A 19,146-nucleotide genomic window follows, 5' to 3' on the forward strand; every position below is an offset into this window, starting at 1 on the left:
AGCGGCGCACCAACTGTGTTTGCGCCGTTAAAGCGACGTGGGTTAACTTCGGTCAACGCTCCCGGCGGGCACGCACCGGCTGGCCCCAGCGATCGGCCTCATCACGGGCCAACGGAAACTCGGCCGGCTCGCTCGCGTCCCACTCGGGATTGCTGATCTCGCCGAACACCTGGCGCAGACGATGTCCCCAGGTGTCGCGAATCATGCGGAAATAGGCGTTCTTCTCGTCGATATTGACGAAACGAGTCACCCGCAGAGAATCGCCTTCATAGACGAGCAGGTCCAGCGGCAGGCCCACCGAGATATTCGATTTCAAGGTGGAGTCCATCGAAATCAGCGCGCACTTGGCGGCCTCGCCCAGCGGCAGCGACGGCGACACCACGCGATCGATAATCGGTTTGCCGTACTTGGCTTCGCCAATCTGGAAATAGCAATTCTCCGGCGTCGCTTCGACAAAGTTGCCGGCCGCATAGATGTTGAACAGGCGCGTGCGTTCGCCGCGAATCTGCCCGCCAAAGATCATGCTGACGTTGAATTCGATACCAGCCTCGCGCAGCGCCTGCGCGTCGCGCTTGTGCACCGCACGCACCGCTTCGCCGACGATGGTGGCCGCCTCGAACATGTCCCGCGCGGTCCAGAGCGAGCGTTTTTCTTCCCGCGCCTCGGCCAGCAACTGCCGCACCGATTGACTGATGGCCAGGTTGCCGGCCGTCATCAGCACCATTACGCGGTCGCCGGGCTCTTCGAAGACGGTCATTTTGCGGGCGGTGGAAATCGCATCCACGCCAGCGTTGGTTCGGGAATCGGACAGGAATACCAGGCCGGCATCGAGCCGCATGGCTACGCAATACGTCATAGAAAGTGTGATTTTGGGGCGACGGCAAGCTTGCATTCTAGCCGGTCGCCAGACATGCACGCCGTTTGTTCGTGGCCGCGCCAACGCGCGGGCGCGGACGATGCAAACCATTGCGGCGAGGTCAGGCCAGGGGCGTGATATCGATGGCGACTTCCAGCGTCTCGCCCGTTCCGCCCTCCAGGATGCCCCGGATCGGTGCAGCCGATGCGTAGTCACGCCCCACGGCGAGGCGCACATGGCGCGCGTCGGTCACGCAACCGTGCGTTACGTCGATGCTGCACCAGAGGCCGCGGCCGGCATCGAGACAAACGTCGGCCCAGGCGTGGCTGGCCATCTCGGTGGCAGCTGGATCGAAGAAGTAACCACTGACATACCGGGCCGGCACACCGAGTGCGCGGCACGCGGCCACCATGACCTGCGCCTGATCCTGGCAAACGCCGCTGCCGAGCCGGAAAGCCTCGGCCGCGGACGTCCCCACGTGGGTGGAATTTGCCTGGTAGCGAACCCGTGCGGCGATGCCCTCGGCCAGCGCCAGCAATGCGGGAACGTCATGGCCAGCCGCCAGGTACGGGGCGGCAAACGCCTGCATTTCTGCGGGCGCCTGCGTCAAGGGCGTGGCCGTCATGAAATAAAGCGGCGAAACACGCGCCTCGCCGGCTTCGGGCGCATCGTGGAACGCGCCATGGCTGGCGTCGGCGATATCGTCGCCGCGCTGCGCCGCCATGACCTCCACCTCGCCGGTGGCCGAAATGGCGATGGTACGGGCAGGCCCCGTCATGGTGAAGTTGTGGACGATATTGCCAAAGCCGTCACGCGCCTCGGACAAGTTGCCCGGCGCAGACAACGTCCACGCCTGCACCGCCTGCAGCGGGCCGGAACGCGGCGAAAGTCGCAATTCGTGCACACTTCGGCGCACCGGTTCGGTGTATCGGTAGACGGTCTTGTGGCGGATCTTGTATTTCACAGTGCTTGTCGCGTCCAGCACGCATTACCGTCAGAGCAGGCCCCCTGCCCGATGCATGACGCATCGGGCACTTCGAGGCGGATCAGGCGGCCAGCAGCGGAACCAGGAAATCCCGGCTGATGCCATTGCCGAGATCGCCGATGCGCTCCAGAAAGCTGGTCAGGTAGGCGTGCAGTCCGACGGCAAAAATGTCGTCGATACGCGCGTATTTAAGGTCGGCGTGGAGTTTACCAGCCTGCCGCTCGGTCTCGGACGACTGCTGGTTGGCCACCAGCGCAAGGATCGACACGACTTCATCAAGGCTCGACACGAGCGAACGCGGCATGTCGGGACGCAGGATCAGCAGCTCCGCCACGCGCTGCGGCGTGATCACGGCGCGATAGATCTTGCGATACACCTCGAAGCCCGATACCGACCGCAACACCGCCGCCCAGTGATAGAAGTCGTTCTGCTCGCGATTCGGATCGCCGTCGTCGCGGCCGGACGCCTGGAACTTGACGTCAAGGATCCGCGCGGTATTGTCGGCCCGCTCCAGGAATGTGCCCAGCCGCATGAAATGGAAGGCATCGTCCTTGAGCATCGTACCGAACTGCACGCCGCGCGCCAGGTGCGAGCGGAACTTGACCCATTCAAAAAAACGCGATGGATCGTCGCGCAGTTCTCCCTCGGAAATCATGCGCTGCACGTCCAGCCACGTAGTGTTGATCGTCTCCCACACTTCCGTGGTCAGCGATCCGCGCACCGCGCGTGCGTTTTCGCGCGCGGCGCGCAGGCAGCTCATGATCGACGAAGGGTTGGTCATGTCGCGGACCATGAAGTCGATCACGTCGTCACGATGCAGCAACCCGTACTTGTGATCATAGGCCTGCGTCAGCTCGGAGATATCGAGCATGGCCCACCAGCCCTGCTCGGCCACTTCGGCCGATTGCGGCAGCAGCGAGGTCTGATAGTTGACGTCAAGCATCCGCGCAGTATTCTCCGCGCGCTCGGTGTAGCGGGCCATCCAGAACAGGTGGTCGGCGGTACGGCTCAGCATGATGGGTTCTCCCGGCGATCGACGTTCATGAATCAGCGCTCCAGCACCCACGTGTCCTTGGTGCCGCCGCCCTGGGACGAATTCACCACCAGCGATCCTTCGCGCAGCGCCACGCGCGTCAGGCCGCCGGGCACCATACGCACCTCCTTGCCTGACAGCACGAATGGTCGCAGGTCGATATGGCGCGGCGCGATGCCCGATTCCACATATGTCGGACAGGTCGACAGCGCCAGCGTCGGCTGCGCGATGTACTGCTCGGGCCGCGCCTTGACCACCTCCCGGAACCGCTCGATCTCCGCGCGCGTCGCGGCCGGCCCGACCAGCATGCCGTAACCGCCCGCGCCATGCGTTTCCTTGACCACCAGTTCCTCCATGTGGTCGAGCACATATTGCAGGTCATCGGGCCGCCGGCACATATAGGTCGGCACGTTCGACAGGATGGCTTCTTCGCCGAGATAGAACCGGATCATGTCCGGCACATAGGGATAGATCGACTTGTCGTCCGCCACACCGGTGCCGATCGCATTGCTGATGGTCACGTTGCCGGCGCGATAGACCGATAGCAAGCCCGCGGCGCCCAGCGTCGAATCGGGCCGGAACACCAGCGGATCGAGAAAATCGTCATCGACGCGGCGGTAAATCACGTCGATACGCTGCGGCCCCTGCGTGGTGCGCATGTACAGATGGTCGTCCTCGACGAACAAGTCGCTGCCTTCCACCAGTTCGATGCCCATCTGCTGAGCCAGGAAGGCGTGTTCGAAATACGCCGAGTTGTACATGCCCGGCGTCAGCACCACCACGGTAGGATCGGCGATGTTTTGCGGCGACACGCTGCGCAGCATGTCCAGCAGCAGGTCGGGGTAGTGGGCCACGGGCGCCACGCGATTGCGCGCGAACAGGTCCGGGAACAACCGCATCATCATCTTGCGGTTTTCCAGCATGTACGACACGCCCGACGGCACCCGCAGGTTGTCTTCCAGTACATAGAACTCGCCCGCCCCGGCACGCACCACGTCGATGCCGGCGATATGCGCATAAATGTCGCGCGGCACCTCGATGCCCAGCATCTCCGGCCGGTACTGGGCGTTGTTGTAGATCTGGTCTGGCGGGATCACGCCGGCGCGGATGATGTCCTGCCCGTGATAGATGTCATGGATGAACCGGTTCAACGCGGCTACGCGCTGGCGCAGTCCCCGTTCCAGCGTGGCCCATTCGCTCGCCGGGAAAATGCGCGGGATGACGTCGAACGGGATAGTCCGCTCGGTACCGCTGTTGGACTCGTCCTTGTCGCCGTAGACGGCAAAGGTAATGCCCACGCGCCGGAATATCAGATCGGCTTCGGTCCGTTTGTTGTCCATCGTGGCAGCGGACTGCCTGCCCAACCATTCGGTGAAACTCCGGTAATGGGGCCGGACCGCCCCGTGCGGCAACACCTGACCCGCCTCGATGGCAGTCAACGTGCCGTCCTCTCGCCCTTCCAGCATCTCGTCGAAAAACCGCGCCGCCATGATGGCCGCTCCTTCGTGGAAATGGGCGTTCTGCCGCCAACCGTCCCCCGCGTGCTGCTACGGCTACTGCCAGACAATGTCGCCGGCCACCCGTTTGTCGATGCCTTGTCGAGTCAACTCTTTCAGCATATCCGCACCGGCGAATCGCGCAAGAACTGCGCGCGCGACAGGCGCCGGTACGCGATTCGGTTTAGCAAGATGCTTGCCAGGCGCTCAGCGCGCGGCCTGGCCCGTGCACGAGACGGCGTCCGGCGGGCATTTTTCCAGGATGTCCTGGACCAGCGCCTCCGGCGTCTGGCGGATGTCCAGCACCAGGGCGTCGCCCGGTTCTTCGAGCGTATCAAACTGACTTTGCAGCAACGCCGGGTTGAAGAAGTGGTCCGAGCGCGCCGACAATCGGCCGCCGATCGTCGCCGCGTCGCCCTTCATGAACACAAAGGTCACGCCGCCCCCGGGCGGCATCAGCCGGTCGCGATAAACCTGCCGCAATGCCGAACAGGTGAATACATGGGTGCGGCCCTCGGCCCGGGCGGCGTCGATCGCCGCACGCATGGCATCGAGCCACGGCCAGCGGTCTTCATCGGTCAATGGAGTACCGGCGTGCATCTTCGCTTTGTTGGCCTCGCTGTGGAAGCTGTCGGCGTCATGGAAGCCGCAGTGCAGGCGCTCCGCAAGCATCTGGCCCACGGTGGTCTTGCCGCTGCCGGAAACGCCCATCAGGATATAGATCATGTCTGCTCCATCGAGCATGTGTCGGATGGTGTTGCCATCCTTGTCGGTAGCCGCCGTGCAGCAGCCATGTGGCACGGCGGTGCCCCGGCCGCTTGCGCGCCGGGGAATACGGGATGTCAGAGAAATGCGATCGCCAGTTGGACGTTCGCCTATTGTGCGACGGCGGATCCGGTTTGGATAGCGTCGGCCTCGGAAAGGTCCAGCGCGCTGCCGCCCTCCTCGGCGCCGCGGGCATGCCGGCGGAACAGCCCGAAAAGGCCACGCCCCATGCTGAAGCTGGCGAAACCGTCCACCTGCGCGACAGCCGGTGCGCGGGCGGCAAATTCGCCCTGCACAGCGTTGTCGCCGACCAGGTCCAGCGTGCCCGCCACCGCGTCGATCCGGATGATGTCGCCATCACGCACGCGCGCCAGCGGGCCGCCCGCCAGCGCCTCGGGGCCGACGTGGATCACGGCCGGCACCTTGCCCGATGCGCCCGACATCCGGCCATCGGTGACCAGCGCAACCTTGTACCCGGCGTCCTGCAACGCGCCCAGTACCGGCGTCAGACGATGCAGCTCCGGCATGCCGTTGGCATTCGGACCCTGGAAGCGCACCACGGCCACCACGTCGCGGTTCAACTCATCGGCATCGAACGCGGCCTGCAGCGCTTCCTGCGAATCGAACACCCGTGCCGGCGCCTGGACAATCCGATGTTCGTCGCTCACGGCCGATACCTTGATGACGCCTCGCCCCAGATTGCCGGCCATCAGCCGCAAGCCGCCTTCCGGCGAAAACGGCGCACTGGCCGGAGCGACCACCGAGGCATCGCCGCTGACCGTAGGCCCGTCGCGCCAGCGCAGTACGCCCTCGACCATCACGGGCTCCCGGGTGTAGTGCTTCAGTCCGCGCCCGGCCACGGTGTTCACGTCCTCATGAAGCAGGCCCGCTTCCAGCAGTTGCGCGATGACGAAGGCCACGCCGCCCGCGGCATGGAAATGATTGACATCGGCCGAGCCATTCGGATAAACGCGCGCCAGCAGCGGCGTGGCGGCGGACAGCTCATCAAAATCGTTCCAGTCGATGATGATGCCCGCGGCGCGCGCCATGGCCACAAGATGAATCGTATGGTTGGTGGAACCGCCGGTGGCCAGCAGGCCCACCATTGCATTGACGATGGCACGCTCGTCGACGATGCTTGCCAGCGGCGTGTATTCGCTGCCGCGTGCGATCAATGCCAGCGCGCGCTGCGCCGCAGCCACGGTCAGCGCGTCGCGCACCCCGCTGTCCGGATGCACGAAGGCCGACCCGGGCATGTGCAATCCCATGATTTCCATCAGGAACTGGTTGCTGTTGGCGGTGCCGTAGAACGTGCATGTGCCCGCGCCGTGATACGCCGCGCATTCGGCCTCCAGCAACGCATCGCGCCCCACCTGTCCGGTAGCGTAGAGCTGGCGCACGCGCGCCTTTTCCTTGTTCGACAAGCCCGAGGCCATCGGACCGGCCGGCACGAACACGATCGGCAAGTGGCCGAACTGCAGCGCGCCCATCAGCAGGCCGGGCACGATCTTGTCGCATACGCCCAGCATCAGCGCCGCATCGAACGTGTTGTGCGACAGGGCCACGGCAGTGCCCATGGCGATGGCGTCGCGCGAGAACAGCGACAGCTCCATCCCCGCATTGCCTTGCGTGATTCCGTCACACATCGCCGGCACACCACCCGCCACCTGCGCCACCGCGCCCACGGCGCGCGCCGCCTCGCGGATCACGGCCGGATACCGCTCGTAGGGCTGATGGGCCGACAGCATGTCGTTGTAGGCGGTCACGATACCGAGATTGGGCGCATGCTCGACGCGCAGCCGGAGCTTGTCGTCGGCCGGCAATGCCGCGTAGCCGTGCGCAATGTTGGCGCAGGACATGCCGCGCAGCGGCCCGAGTTCCTGCTGCGCGCGTTCGCAGCGCGCCAGATAGGCGGCACGACTGACGCGACTGCGTTCGACAATGCGTTGCGTAACGGCCGATACGACGGCCAGGACGTTGCCACTTGCTGCTTGGGACATGTCGGAAATCATCCTTGTGGGAGACGTGCGCGTTCCGCCTGGGACCGCGACGCATGTAGATTTTCTACATTATAGCCAGTTGCAATCAGACACCGAAATAGGCAATACATCTGAATAATGCTTGCCAAGGCGCAAATTGGGGTTAATCCCGAGTCCAGAATCCCGAATAGGCGCGCTGGATCGGCCACGTTTCTGTGTAGAATCTCTACAAATTCAGGACTCGACGCAACAACCGGGCTCCGCAAACACTTCCAAGATTTCCCGCACACCACACCATGCGCGACAGAATCCTTGCCGTCTATGACACGCTGCGCCCGTCCGAACGCCGCCTGGCCGATTACGTGGCGCGGCACGGCGCGAGCGTCATCCGCTTGTCCATGCCGGAACTTGCCGAGCGCGCCGGCGTTTCGCAGCCGACCATCGCCCGCTTTTGCGCCGCACTCGGCTACGACGGCTTCAAGGAATTCAAGCTGCAGTTCGCGCAGAACGTTGGTGGCGGCACGCCATTCGTTCATCAGGACGTGCAGGCCGACGACCGGCCGGCTGACATCGCGGGCAAGGTATTCGACCGCACCATCGCCACGTTGATGAGCGTGCGCAACGCGCTCTCGGCGGACCAGATCGAACACGGCATCCGCCTGCTTGCCAACGCGCGTCGCATCGAGTTCTATGGCTGCGGCAACTCGGGAATCGTGGCGCTCGATATTCAGCATAAGTTTTTCCGCCTCGGCATTCCCACCACCGCCTATTCGGATTCCCATGTATTCAGCATGTCGGCCGCGCTGCTGCGCCCCGGCGATGTTGCCGTTCTGGTATCCAACAGCGGCCGCACCTGGGACATGCTGGCTGCGGCCACGCTTGCGCGAAGCAGTGGCGCAAGTGTGCTGGCGCTGACGCACAGCGGATCGCCGCTCGCCAAGCTGGCCGACGTCTGCGTTTTTTCGGACGTCGAGGAAGATAGCGAGGTGTACACGCCGATGACTTCGCGGATCAGCCACCTGGTGCTGGGCGACGTGCTCGCCGCCGGCGTGGCGCTGGAGCGCGCCGAGACCGTCGCCGCTGGGCTGCAGCGCGCCAAGGCGCATTTGCGCGAACGCCGCATTGCGGGCGCGGAGCCCGCGCCTCTCGTCGCCGATATCGCCGGCGCGTCGGCCGACGGCGGCACCCCCAAAGCCCAACCGCCAAAACCGGCCCGCCCGACCAAGGGACGGGAAGTGCGGCACGCCGTGCCGCCTGCACGGAAAACGCGCGGAAAGAACGCATAGATCGAGATTCATTGCGTCAGCCATTTCGTTCGCTCAGCGCTGCATTGGCGGAACATCGCGCCAGTATCGGCGATGCAGTTCCCGATACGCCTGCACGACATAGCGCTCCTTGTCCGTGACCACGGACACTGCGCCGGTTTCGTCGGTGCGATACCGGGCGATGTCGGCGCGCTTGTAGCGCAGCCAGACATCGGCGCGAGGATGTTGGTAGCGGTTGGCGAAACCGAGCTGGAATATCGCGATTTCCGGGCGCACGGCACGCAGGAATGCCGCATGCGACGATGTGCCGCTTCCGTGATGCGGCGCGAGCAAAATGTCAGCGCGATAGTCCTGCGGCGACTTGCGCCTGATCAGCGCCCGCTCCTCTCGTTCGCTGATATCCCCCGTCAGCAGGGCGCTGCGATGCGCCGTCGCGATGCGCAGCACACAGCTTCGGCCATTGCTGCTCACTGTGGCTTGCGACAGCGCGTCTTCGGGCGGATGAATGATCTCGAATGCCACGCCATCCCACTTCCAGCGGCGGCCCTCGGCGCAAGGCTGCCACTCGAGGTCGCCGCCCTGCAATAGCGCATGATCGCGCGGTGCGCCTGTAAGACCCTGCGCCACGGACACGGCCTTTAGCACGTCCCGCGCGCCGCCCGCATGGTCCGCATCCTCGTGGCTGATCATCACCATGTCGAGTTGCCGGACGCCACTGGCCCGCAAGAACGGCACGATGACCTGGCCGCCCGCGCTGGAGCCGGACGCATATGCCGGGCCTGCGTCATAGAGCATCGCATGCGCGCGCGTTTCCACAAGGACCGCCGTACCCTGCCCCACGTCGATCGCTGTCATACGGAACTCGCCCTTCGCAACGGATTCACGCATGCCAGCCAGAATCGGGATCATCGCCAGCACGCCCGCGCCGCGCACCACGGCTTTGCGCGGCATGGCCACCAGACCCAGCCGACGTGCCCGTTGCCGCCACCACGCCAGGTGGTCCGATGCATTCGATCCATTCGATGCCTTAGATATCGCAAGCGGCAACGGCGTCAGTACCAGCACAATCCCGCAGAGCGACAACACGGTGGCGATGATCCCCGGCTGTGCTGCTTCCCAAACCGCCCACGATGGGCGCGCCAGCCACGCCAGTCCATCGATGAGGTACACGAGCACCCCATGCGCGACGCCAAGCACGACCGCCGACCATGCCTGCGGCAATACAGCGCCCGTCAGCGCTAGCGGTGTCACCAGCAGACTGATGACGGGAATCGCCACAGCGTTGGCAAGGATCGACACCACCGAAACCTGCCCGAACAGCACCAGCGTCAACGGCACGAGTCCGATCGTCACCGCGCATTGGGTCCGCGCAGCACCGCTTAGCGCTGCGCGCCAGCTTTCCGGCAACCACGCCGCCGCTTTCGCCGCCACGCTTCGCCCGCCTGCGCGCTTGAGCGAGGACGGTGGCCCGGCGCGCGCAAGCTCCTGATCGGAATCGCCTTGCGCATGCAGGAAAATTACCGCGACGGCGCCAAACGACAACCAGAAGCCGGGCAGCATCACGGCCCAGGGATCGATCGCAATGGCCAGCGCCGCGGCCCAGATCAGGACCAACGACGCTGGCGGGCAGCGATTCCCCCACAGCGCAATCGCCGCCACGGCGAGCATGGTCACCGTGCGCAGCGCAGGAATCTGCATGCCGGCAATCGCGCCGTACACCAGGGCCAACAGCAGCGCCGCAACCTGTGCGGCCTTCTGCGCGGGCCAGAGCAAAGGCAGCGGTCTGCGCATTCGACCGCCAAATCCGAACGAGCGTCGCCACAGCAGCCGCGCGCTTGCCCCGGCAAGGCCCGCGGTCATGGTGATATGAAGCCCGGATATGCTGACCAGATGCGCAATGCCGGTCCGTCGGAATACATCCCAGTCCGCCGGCGAAATGCCGCGCTGATCGCCGATGACAAGCGCCAGCAATATCGGCCCGAACCGCGCATTCTCAGGCAGAGACGCGCGCAGGTGATCGCGTATCCGGGCCCGCAGTATGGTCACGCGGACAGCCGTCGGAACAGGCCGAGCACCCGATGCCGTCGCGCCTGTGGCAGGGAGCGCCGCGCCTGCGCTCACGTAGCCAGTCGCATCGATGTCCTGCGACAGCAGCCAGTACGCATAGTCGAAGCCATGAGGGTTGGCAAGACCGCGGGGGCGTCGCAAGCGAACGGTCATCCTGTAGCGCTGCCCTGGTTGCAACTGCTCGGGCGGGTCCTGCCACGTCAGGATCAGATGCTGGGGCGTTGTGCGCCGTCGCGCTGCTTCGGGCATTGCGGTGGCGGGCCAGGACTCGACAAGAAAGACGAAGCGCGTGCCGTGAGCGGCCGTATCAGGCAAACCTGCGACGACGCCATCGATCTCGACGTCGCGGCCGGTCAGCCCGGGATCGATCCAGCGTGCGAGCCGCACTTCAGCGCGACATGCCGCCCAGGCAAAACCGAGCAGGCATGCCACGGCCATGCACAGCGCGATCCGCATCCATGCTGCGCGCGATCCATGCATGCGCCAGGCCACAAGCGACAACGCCGCTGCGATGCCGCCCCCGGCCGCCAATAGCCGGCCCGCCGGCAGCGCCGACTGCTGTTGCAGCAGCCAGCAGCCCGCCACGAATGCCAGCAGCACTGCACGCATCGGAGGTCCCCATCAGTTATCGATGGGCGTAGTTGTACCGCGTAAGCGCAGGCAAAAACGTGTCCGCGCGATACGTCGATGTGTCAATGAGTTAAATCTGCGAGATGTCGCTTGTCGGCGGCTCAACGCGGCGCCATGATGTCCGCGAAGGCTGCCAGTCGAGGCAGCGCCGCCAAGGAGTTGCGCCACATGATGTCTGCGAGATCGCGCTGCGCCAGCCCGCGCAGTCCGGCCACCACGTCCGCCACGCCCGCCACTTCAGCGGGTGTGTTGCGCGCCTTGTGTTGCTCGCCGAACTGGTCGTCCGACAGCCACGCAGGCGCGATGTCGGGCGCATCGGTCTCGAGCACGATCGCCTCGATCGGCACGTCTACCGCAAGCCGGCGAATCTGCTTGGCGCGCGAAAAGGTGACATTGCCGCCAAACCCGAGCTTCATGCCATGTTCGATATAGCGACGCGCCTGCTCATGGCTGCCATTGAACGCGTGGGCAATGCCCTGTCGAACACCCACGCGGCGCAACTGTGCGTAGACCTGATCCTGAGATTTGCGCACATGCAGCAACACGGGAAGGTCAAACTCGCGCGCGATCTTGAGCTGCTCCACGTAAAGCCAGGTCTGGTGCGCAGCGTCCAGCCCGGACACGAAGAAGTCGAGCCCGATCTCGCCGATGGCGACCAGTCGAGGATCATCGATCGATGCGGCCACTTCGCGTCGCAGCGCGTCAAGATCCGACTGCCCCGCACCGGGCGTACAGAGCGGATGAATGCCAAGCGCGTAGACGCATTGCGGAGCATTCCCGGACTGGCCGTGGGCGAGCGCCCGCACGGCGTCAAAGTTGGATACCGCGACGGCGGGCAGCACGATGCCGGAGATGCCCGCCGCGCATGCGGCCGCCATGACGCTCGGGCGGTCCGCATCGAATTCCCTGGCGTCAAGATGGCAGTGGGTGTCGATCCACATGATGGCGGAGATCCCGGGCGAAAAAGGTCAGCGTTCCGGATGCAACAGGCCGTCGCGCAGCCGGAAGATGCGGTCGCAGCGGCCTGCCAGTTCCATGTCGTGCGTCACGATCACGAAACTGGTGCCGAGCGTGCGCGAGAGCTCGAGCATCAGGTCATAGACACCGCCGGCGGTGTGGTCGTCGAGGTTGCCCGTGGGCTCGTCGGCAAGCACACAAGCCGGCTGTCCGACCAGCGCCCGTGCCACGGCCACGCGTTGACGCTCGCCTCCGGACAGCTCGCCGGGGCGGTGCTTCGATCGCTTGCCAAGGCCAACGCGTTCGAGCATGGCTTGCGCGGCGTCACGCGCCTCGCGCTCCGGCAGCCCCCGGATGCGCATCGGCATCGCAACGTTATCGAGCGCCGTGAACTCGGGAAGCAGATGGTGGAACTGATAGACAAAGCCGAGCGAGCGGTTGCGCACGATATTGCGCTCTTTCTCGCGCAGCGCCGTAAAGGGCTTGCCGTGCAACGCCACGCGCCCGGAGTCAGGGTTGTCGAGCCCGCCCAGCACATGCAACAAGGTGGATTTACCCGATCCGGAGGCGCCCACGATCGCCACCTTTTCCCCGGCATGGATGCGCACGTCCACGCCGCGCAAGACTTCTACGTCGAGCCCGCCCTGGCGAAATCGCTTGGTCAATCCTTCGGCGACCAGCACGGGCGCGCCGGCCTGCGCCGAAGCGTGTGGCGCCACTGGCGCGGACACATCCTGAAGCAGCGTCGAATCACTCATAGCGCAGCGCCTCCGCCGGATTTACGCGGGCCGCACGCCAGCTCGGATAGATCGTGGCCAGGGTGGCCAATACAAAGGAAATGATGCCGATGGTGGCGATGTCGTTCACGCGGGGATCCGAGGGCAATTCGCTGATGAAATAGATATCTTTTGGCAGAAACTGCACATGCAGCACCCGTTCGATAAACGGCACGATCACGTCGATATTGGTGGCGATCAGCGTGCCGCCCAGCACGCCCAGCAATGTACCGATAAAGCCGATGGCCACGCCCTGAACAATAAAGATCTTCATGATCGATCGCGGCTGGGCGCCCATCGTCCGCAGGATGGCGATGTCCGGCTGCTTGTCGGTCACCGTCATCACGAGCGTCGAAACAAGGTTGAAGGCGGCAACCGCAATGATCAGCGTGAGGATGATGAACATCATGCGTTTTTCGGTCTGCACCGCCGCAAACCAGTTGCGGTTCTGCTTGGACCAGTCGCGCAGATACAGGTCGCCGCTCATCGTGGTGGCGAGATCCTGCGCCACCTGGGGCGCGCGCTGCATGTCCTGCAGCTTCAGGCGCACGCCCGTCGGACCGTTCTGGCGGAACAGCACCTCTGCGTCCTCCATGTTGACCAGCGCAAGCGCACTGTCGAATTCATAGTGACCCGAGGAAAAAATGCCGCTGACGGTGAATTGCTTGAGGCGTGGCAGGATGCCGGCCGGCGTGATGGTGCCCTGCGGCGCCACCAGCGTCACCTTGTCGCCCACCCGTACGCCCAGCGCATTGGCCAGTTCGCTGCCCAGCGCGATATCGAAGCCGCCGGGCACCAGCGTGTTCATGCTGCCCGCGCGGAACTGGCTGGCGACATCGGACACCTTGGGTTCCTGCGCAGGATCTACGCCTCGCAGCAGCACGCCGCGCACGGCGTCGTCGCGGGTAAGCATCGCCTGGGCGGCCACATACGGCGCGGCGCCGATGACTTCCTTGTTGCGCTCGGCTTCGGCGGCCGTCTTCTGCCAGTCCTGCAGCGGTCCGGCGCCGATGACTTCGATGTGCGAGAGCACCGACAGCATGCGATCCCGCACTTCCTTCTGAAAACCGTTCATGACCGACAGCACCACAATCAGCGCCGCCACGCCCAGCGCAATGCCAAGCATCGAGATCATCGAAATGAACGAAATGAACGTGTTGCGGCTGGCGCGCTTGCTCGCGCGGGTATATCGCCAGCCGATCTGCCACTCGTAAGGAAAGTTCAAGAGGAGTCCTGTTGTTCTAGAAACGCGTCGGCGCCTGGCATGACCGCCCCGAAAGACGGAAATGTGGCGCCGGCCAGCCGGAAGTTTACAATCTCGGCAACCATGATGACGCACCTGACCCTGATTGTGCCTTTTTCCGTCCCACCTGGCGCCGGCGACGACGCCACGGACGATGTCGTTCCCGGCGCGGTACTGCGGCAGTTGGAGTTGCCCGCGCTCGGAAAGTTGCTGACCCGCGCCACCCCGGGCCCGCGCGAGAACCACGATGATCCCTATCTGCGCACGCTGCCGCAAGAGCGCTGGCTGGCCGGCCGCGCCGGGCTGGACACCGTGCGGGTGCCGACTGCGCCCTTTATGCGTCTGGCCGACCATGCCGCTGCGGGGTCGGCGGCCAACCAGGCGGCGGCCGGGGCAATCGAGCCTGCCGGTGCGTGGGCCTGTCTCCAGCCGGTGCATATCCATGCGGCGCGCGATCACCTGGTCCTGATGCATCCCGACCAGTTGGCCATCCGTGCCGACGAGGCCGCCGCGCTGCGTGCGGCGATCGACGACCTCCTTGCCGAAGCCGGCATCCCGCTCGATGCGCCCCATCCGGCGCGCTGGTATGTGCCCGAGGGCGTCTTTGGCGATCTGGTGGCCACCACGCCCGTGCGCGCCACTGGGCGCAACATCGATATCTGGATGCAGGCCGGCGCGCGGGCGCGCGAATGGCGGCGGCTGCAGAACGAAATCCAGATGACGTGGCACGACCATCCGGTCAACGCCGCGCGCGAAACCGAAGGCAAACTTCCGATCAACTCGGTGTGGCTGCACGGCGGCGGGGCGGCCGCGCCGGTTGCCCGGCTTGCCGATATTGTGCTCGCCGAAGATCCGTTCCTGGCCGGGCTGGCGCTGGCGGGCGGCAGCCGGCTGGCCGCCCAGCCAGCGCGTTTCGCCGATATCGAACGCATCGACGGCTCCGTACTGACGATGCTCGCCGACGCCACCGAAGCGCATATCGCCACCGACTGGGGCCTATGGATCGAACGGATGCACAGCCTGGACGCCGACTGGTTCCAGCCGGCGCTGGACGCGCTTGCCGCAGGCGGGCTCCAGGCCGTCACGCTGGTGCTCGGCGGCGAAAACCACTTTGCCGAATTCACCGTCACGCGCGCGGATCTGCGCAAGTTCTGGCGCGGCCTTGGCACGCGCGGGGACTGGCGCGCGCTGCTGTCCAATCTGGCGATGGCCGCCTGATCCAAAACTACCGAACTCGCCCATGACCCGGATTGCCATCCGTAACTATTCCGACGACCACGCGAACGCGCTGGCGGCCGCCGGACTGCATCCCACCCTCGCGCGGATCCTCTCGGCGCGCGGCGTGCTCAGCCCTTCCGAACTGGCCACCGATCTGCCCGAACTGGTGCCACCATCGGCGATGAAGGGCATCGGCCACGCCGCCGAATACCTTGCCGACGCCATTGCCGCGAAACGCAAGCTGCTGATCGTGGCCGACTACGATTGCGATGGCGCCACCGCTTGCGCGGTAGGGGTACGCGGCCTGCGGATGCTGGGGGCGCGCGTCGACTACATCGTGCCGAACCGCTTCGAGTATGGCTATGGCCTGACGCCCGAAATCGTCGCACTGGCCGCCCAGCAACAGCCGGATGTGATTGTGACGGTCGACAACGGCATCGCCAGCGTCGACGGTGTGGCGGCGGCCAATATGCGCGGCATTGACGTCGTGGTGACCGATCACCATCTGCCCGGCGCGGTGTTGCCCGACGCGGCGGTGATCGTCAATCCGAACCAGCCGGGCTGCGAGTTTCCGAGCAAGAACCTGGCCGGCGTCGGCGTGATGTTCTACGTGCTGCTGGCGTTGCGGGCAGAACTGCGCAAGCGCGGCGTGTTTACACAAGCCACGCAGCCGCCGTTGCAAACGCTGCTGGACCTGGTTGCGCTGGGTACGGTAGCGGACGTCGTCAAGCTCGACACCAACAACCGGATCCTCGTTGCGCAAGGACTCAAGCGCATGCGCGCCGGCCGCATGCACGCCGGCGTCGCGGCGCTGTTCCGCGCCGCGGGACGCGAGGCGTCGCGCGCCAACACGTTCGATCTTGGGTTCGGACTCGGCCCGCGTCTGAATGCGGCGGGGCGGCTTGCCGACATGTCTCTCGGCATCGAATGCCTGCTTACCGACGACGCCAACCGCGCTTGGGAGATTGCGCAGGAACTGGACGGGATGAACCGCGAGCGGCGCGATATCGAGGCCGGCATGCAGCAGGAAGCCATGCAGATCCTGGAACAGCCGCTGGATGGGCTGGATCCCGCGTCGCGATATACGGTGAGCGTGTTCCACGAAACCTGGCACCAGGGTGTGATCGGCATCGTGGCGTCGCGGCTCAAGGAGAAATTTCATCGTCCGACGATCACCTTCGCGCCTGGCGACGACGAGCATATCAAGGGCTCGGGCCGGTCGATTCCCGGATTTCACCTGCGCGATGCGCTGGATCTGGTGTCAAAACGGCACCCAGGGCTGCTGGTCAAGTTTGGCGGCCACGCAATGGCGGCCGGCCTGACCGTGCGCGCCGCGGATTTCGACACGTTTGTCGCCGCCTTCGAAGCGGTGGGTCGGGAATGGCTCAACGACGAACAACTGGCGCGCGTGATTGAAACCGACGGCGATATCGACGACACCTGCTTCTGTCCGGAATTTGTGACGCTGCTCGAAGGCCATGTCTGGGGCCAGGGCTTTCCGCCGCCCACGTTCTCAGGCGAGTTTGATGTGCTGCGGCAGACGGTCCTGAAGGGAAAGCACCTGAAACTGCAACTGGGACGCGGTAGCCAGCGCTTCGACGCCATCTGGTTCAACCACCCGGACGCGCTGGACGGCGCCAGCGCCACGGTAGCCTATCGTCTCGACAACAACACCTTCAACGGGACGACGCGCGTGCAACTGGTGGTAGAGCACGCGCAATAACCGTTCCGCGGGTCAGCGGGTCAGCGGGTCAGCGGGTCAGCCGGTCAGACGGTCAGCCGGTCAGCCGGTCAGCCGCGCGACGGCAGGTAATTGGCCGGGTTCATCGGTTTGCCGTTGCCCCGAACTTCAAAATGCAGTTCGCTAGCGTTGTCCATGCTGCCGATCTCCTGACCCGTGGCAACGCGCGCGCCTTCCTTGACCAGCGGTTTGTCCAGATTGCCGTAGACCGTCAGCCAGTCGTCGTTATGTTTGACGATGACGATCTGGCCGTAGCCGCGCAGCGTCCCGACGTGGATGGCCCAGCCCGCCGCAGCGGCGCGCACCTTGCCGCCGGCCGGCACTTCGATACGCAAGCCTTTCTCCGCGGGCGGCGCGAAGCGGCCGGTCACGCGGCCGTCGGCCGGCCATTGCAGGCTGATCGCGCTGGCTGGCGGCTTGGCCGATGCGGGGTCAGGCGCGGCGCTGCGTGTCGGCTTGTCGGCCGCGGCAGCCTTGTCCGCCGCTTTGGCCGCCGAGATCCCTGCGCCGGCGGGCGGCCTGACGCGAATCAGCTGTCCGACTTCGATCTGATTGTTGTCCGCCAGATTGCTCCAGCGCGACAGTTCGGCAACCGAGCGGTTATGCCGGCGCGCGATCGAATAAAGCGTGTCGCCGCGTTCGACGCGGTAGTAACCTTCGGGCGCCGGCTCGCTGGGCGTGGTGCCACAGGCGGCCAACATCAAGGCCAGGGCGGGAGCGGCCAGCCATCCCAGCGCGCTGCGGCGGCTGGGCGTGGCACGGGCGTCGTGATTTGCTGCGAGATGTCCTGTCATGCGTCCGGAAAACTCCTGATCGTGGCCGCTATTGTCGCCCAAATGGGTGAAAGTCTCGCAATAGACTGTTCGCTGCACGAACAGTTCGCCCGGAATATATGCCGGCTGCGCGCGATCCGAGGCCGGTTTCCGGCGCCAATCCGCTATAATTCAACGTTTTTCAAGCGCAGGAATCTCAATTTTCATGGAAGCAGAACGCCTCAACGCCATCTCCGGTGCCATCTCCGATCTCCGTTCGCGAACGGAAGATCTACGGGGGTATCTTTGACTACGATGTCAAAGCAAATCGCCTAGACGAAGTCAACGGACTGCTGGAAGACCCGGACGTCTGGAACAACCCCAAGCGCGCCCAGGATCTGGGCAAGGAAAAGAAGGCGCTCGAAGCCGTCGTGCAAACGCTCGGCAAGCTGACGGAAGACCTGAACGGCGCTGACGAGCTTTTCGAACTCGCGCGCGAGGAAGGCGACGACGAGACGCTGGAATCGATCGAGGCCGACGTAAAAGGCTTCGAGGCCATCGTCGCCGACATGGAATTCCGCCGCATGTTCTCCGGCGAAATGGATCAGGCCAACGCGTTCATCGACATCCAGGCCGGCGCCGGCGGTACCGAGGCGTGCGACTGGGCGTCAATGCTGCTGCGTCAGTACCTGAAGTACTGCGAGCGCAAGGGCTTCAAGGCCGAAGTGCTGGAAGAATCAGAAGGCGACGTGGCGGGCATCAAGAGCGCGACGATCAAGGTTGAAGGCGATTACGCGTTCGGCTATCTGCGCACGGAAACCGGCGTGCATCGACTGGTGCGCAAGTCGCCGTTCGATTCGTCGGGTGGACGCCATACTTCGTTCTCGTCGGTGTTCGTCTACCCCGAGGTCGACGATTCGTTCGAGGTGGAAGTCAACCCGGCCGATCTGCGCGTCGATACGTATCGCGCTTCGGGCGCGGGCGGGCAGCACATCAACAAGACCGACTCCGCCGTGCGGATCACGCACATCCCGACCGGGATCGTCGTGCAGTGCCAGAACGACCGTTCCCAGCACCGCAACCGCGCCGAAGCGATGTCGATGCTGAAATCGCGCCTGTACGAGCATGAGATGCGCAAGCGTCAGGCCGAGGCCGACAAGCTCGAGGCCGGCAAGACCGACGTGGGCTGGGGTCACCAGATCCGCTCGTACGTGCTGGACCAGAGCCGCATCAAGGACCTGCGCACCAATGTGGAAATGTCCAACACGCAGAAGGTGCTGGACGGCGACCTCGATCCGTTCATCGAGGCCAGCCTGAAACAGGGCCTGTAATACCGCAAGACCTGCGATGCATCGTGGCGGTGGCCTGCGCCACACGCCACGA

15 protein-coding genes are annotated in these 19,146 nt (G+C 64.9%); 4 read left to right on the forward strand and 11 right to left on the reverse strand.

Annotated elements, in window-relative coordinates:
• Positions 1-52 precede the first annotated feature (52 nt).
• The 6 genes from F7R19_RS18020 to edd all read right to left on the reverse strand — a co-directional run bounded on the left by F7R19_RS18020 (position 53) and on the right by edd (position 7,135).
• Entirely contained in the window at positions 53-856 is an 804-nt protein-coding gene (locus F7R19_RS18020; protein ID WP_150981497.1) for a peptidase, read from the reverse strand.
• Positions 857-977: 121 nt separating this feature from the next.
• Entirely contained in the window at positions 978-1,820 is an 843-nt protein-coding gene (locus F7R19_RS18025; RefSeq protein WP_061956177.1) for a transglutaminase family protein, read from the reverse strand.
• Positions 1,821-1,902: 82 nt separating this feature from the next.
• A complete protein-coding gene (locus F7R19_RS18030; protein ID WP_061956070.1) occupies positions 1,903-2,856 on the reverse strand; it encodes an alpha-E domain-containing protein in 954 nt (317 codons plus the stop codon).
• A 32-nt stretch (positions 2,857-2,888) separates the two neighbouring features.
• On the reverse strand, positions 2,889-4,364 hold the full coding sequence (locus F7R19_RS18035) for a circularly permuted type 2 ATP-grasp protein (RefSeq protein WP_150981498.1): 1,476 nt from the start codon (positions 4,362-4,364) through the stop codon (positions 2,889-2,891).
• A gap of 213 nt (positions 4,365-4,577) precedes the next feature.
• The gene (locus F7R19_RS18040; RefSeq protein WP_061956175.1) at positions 4,578-5,096 is read right to left on the reverse strand and encodes a gluconokinase; all 519 of its coding nucleotides are present in this window, start codon (positions 5,094-5,096) and stop codon (positions 4,578-4,580) included.
• A gap of 149 nt (positions 5,097-5,245) precedes the next feature.
• Entirely contained in the window at positions 5,246-7,135 is a 1,890-nt protein-coding gene (gene edd / locus F7R19_RS18045; RefSeq protein ID WP_150981499.1) for a phosphogluconate dehydratase, read from the reverse strand.
• Positions 7,136-7,410: 275 nt separating this feature from the next.
• Between edd and F7R19_RS18050 the strand changes: the two genes are divergently transcribed.
• Complete coding sequence (locus tag F7R19_RS18050; RefSeq protein WP_150981500.1) at positions 7,411-8,400, forward strand: MurR/RpiR family transcriptional regulator; 990 nt, start codon at positions 7,411-7,413, stop codon at positions 8,398-8,400.
• A 33-nt stretch (positions 8,401-8,433) separates the two neighbouring features.
• On the opposite strand, the gene F7R19_RS18055 is transcribed toward F7R19_RS18050, so the two are convergent.
• The 4 genes from F7R19_RS18055 to F7R19_RS18070 all read right to left on the reverse strand — a co-directional run bounded on the left by F7R19_RS18055 (position 8,434) and on the right by F7R19_RS18070 (position 14,034).
• A complete protein-coding gene (locus F7R19_RS18055) occupies positions 8,434-11,055 on the reverse strand; it encodes a DNA internalization-related competence protein ComEC/Rec2 (protein WP_150981501.1) in 2,622 nt (873 codons plus the stop codon).
• Between the two features lie 122 nt (positions 11,056-11,177).
• A complete protein-coding gene (locus F7R19_RS18060; RefSeq protein WP_061956060.1) occupies positions 11,178-12,017 on the reverse strand; it encodes a TatD family hydrolase in 840 nt (279 codons plus the stop codon).
• A gap of 27 nt (positions 12,018-12,044) precedes the next feature.
• On the reverse strand, positions 12,045-12,791 hold the full coding sequence (gene lolD, locus F7R19_RS18065; protein ID WP_150981502.1) for a lipoprotein-releasing ABC transporter ATP-binding protein LolD: 747 nt from the start codon (positions 12,789-12,791) through the stop codon (positions 12,045-12,047).
• Positions 12,784-14,034, reverse strand: a complete 1,251-nt coding sequence (locus F7R19_RS18070; RefSeq protein ID WP_061956056.1) for a lipoprotein-releasing ABC transporter permease subunit — start codon at positions 14,032-14,034, stop codon at positions 12,784-12,786. The genes lolD and F7R19_RS18070 overlap by 8 nt, the downstream gene beginning before the upstream one ends.
• 102 nt (positions 14,035-14,136) lie before the next feature.
• Here F7R19_RS18070 and F7R19_RS18075 point away from each other — a divergent pair, with 102 nt between their 5' ends.
• Positions 14,137-15,270: a hypothetical protein gene (locus tag F7R19_RS18075; protein ID WP_150981531.1), complete on the forward strand. Its 1,134-nt coding sequence runs from the start codon at positions 14,137-14,139 to the stop codon at positions 15,268-15,270.
• 22 nt (positions 15,271-15,292) lie between these two features.
• The gene (gene recJ, locus F7R19_RS18080) at positions 15,293-16,993 is read left to right on the forward strand and encodes a single-stranded-DNA-specific exonuclease RecJ (RefSeq protein ID WP_150981503.1); all 1,701 of its coding nucleotides are present in this window, start codon (positions 15,293-15,295) and stop codon (positions 16,991-16,993) included.
• Positions 16,994-17,061: 68 nt separating this feature from the next.
• Here recJ and F7R19_RS18085 read toward each other — a convergent pair whose 3' ends face one another.
• Positions 17,062-17,805 (reverse strand): M23 family metallopeptidase, encoded by a 744-nt coding sequence (locus tag F7R19_RS18085; protein WP_150981504.1) that lies wholly within the window; start codon positions 17,803-17,805, stop codon positions 17,062-17,064.
• 184 nt (positions 17,806-17,989) lie between these two features.
• Between F7R19_RS18085 and prfB the strand changes: the two genes are divergently transcribed.
• A protein-coding gene (gene prfB, locus F7R19_RS18090) for a peptide chain release factor 2 (protein ID WP_099047561.1) occupies positions 17,990-19,094 on the forward strand; the annotation gives its coding sequence in 2 pieces (ribosomal slippage) (positions 17,990-18,070 and positions 18,072-19,094; 1,104 coding nt in all).
• The last annotated feature ends 52 nt before the right edge of the window (positions 19,095-19,146 follow it).

The sequence above is a fragment of the Cupriavidus pauculus genome (assembly GCF_008801835.1).
Lineage (GTDB): Bacteria > Pseudomonadota > Gammaproteobacteria > Burkholderiales > Burkholderiaceae > Cupriavidus > Cupriavidus pauculus.

Excerpts from the sequence above, each read along its gene's own strand:
- F7R19_RS18020 (WP_150981497.1), bottom strand. The coding sequence starts at position 856 with ATGACGTATTGCGTAGCCATGCGGCTCGATGCCGGCCTGGTATTCCTG.
- F7R19_RS18030 (WP_061956070.1), bottom strand. The coding sequence starts at position 2,856 with ATGCTGAGCCGTACCGCCGACCACCTGTTCTGGATGGCCCGCTACACC.
- F7R19_RS18035 (WP_150981498.1), bottom strand. The coding sequence starts at position 4,364 with ATGGCGGCGCGGTTTTTCGACGAGATGCTGGAAGGGCGAGAGGACGGC.
- F7R19_RS18040 (WP_061956175.1), bottom strand. The coding sequence starts at position 5,096 with ATGATCTATATCCTGATGGGCGTTTCCGGCAGCGGCAAGACCACCGTG.
- edd (WP_150981499.1), bottom strand. The coding sequence starts at position 7,135 with ATGTCCCAAGCAGCAAGTGGCAACGTCCTGGCCGTCGTATCGGCCGTT.
- F7R19_RS18050 (WP_150981500.1), top strand. The coding sequence starts at position 7,411 with ATGCGCGACAGAATCCTTGCCGTCTATGACACGCTGCGCCCGTCCGAA.
- F7R19_RS18055 (WP_150981501.1), bottom strand. The coding sequence starts at position 11,055 with ATGCGTGCAGTGCTGCTGGCATTCGTGGCGGGCTGCTGGCTGCTGCAA.
- F7R19_RS18060 (WP_061956060.1), bottom strand. The coding sequence starts at position 12,017 with ATGTGGATCGACACCCACTGCCATCTTGACGCCAGGGAATTCGATGCG.
- lolD (WP_150981502.1), bottom strand. The coding sequence starts at position 12,791 with ATGAGTGATTCGACGCTGCTTCAGGATGTGTCCGCGCCAGTGGCGCCA.
- F7R19_RS18075 (WP_150981531.1), top strand. The coding sequence starts at position 14,137 with ATGATGACGCACCTGACCCTGATTGTGCCTTTTTCCGTCCCACCTGGC.
- recJ (WP_150981503.1), top strand. The coding sequence starts at position 15,293 with ATGACCCGGATTGCCATCCGTAACTATTCCGACGACCACGCGAACGCG.
- F7R19_RS18085 (WP_150981504.1), bottom strand. The coding sequence starts at position 17,805 with ATGACAGGACATCTCGCAGCAAATCACGACGCCCGTGCCACGCCCAGC.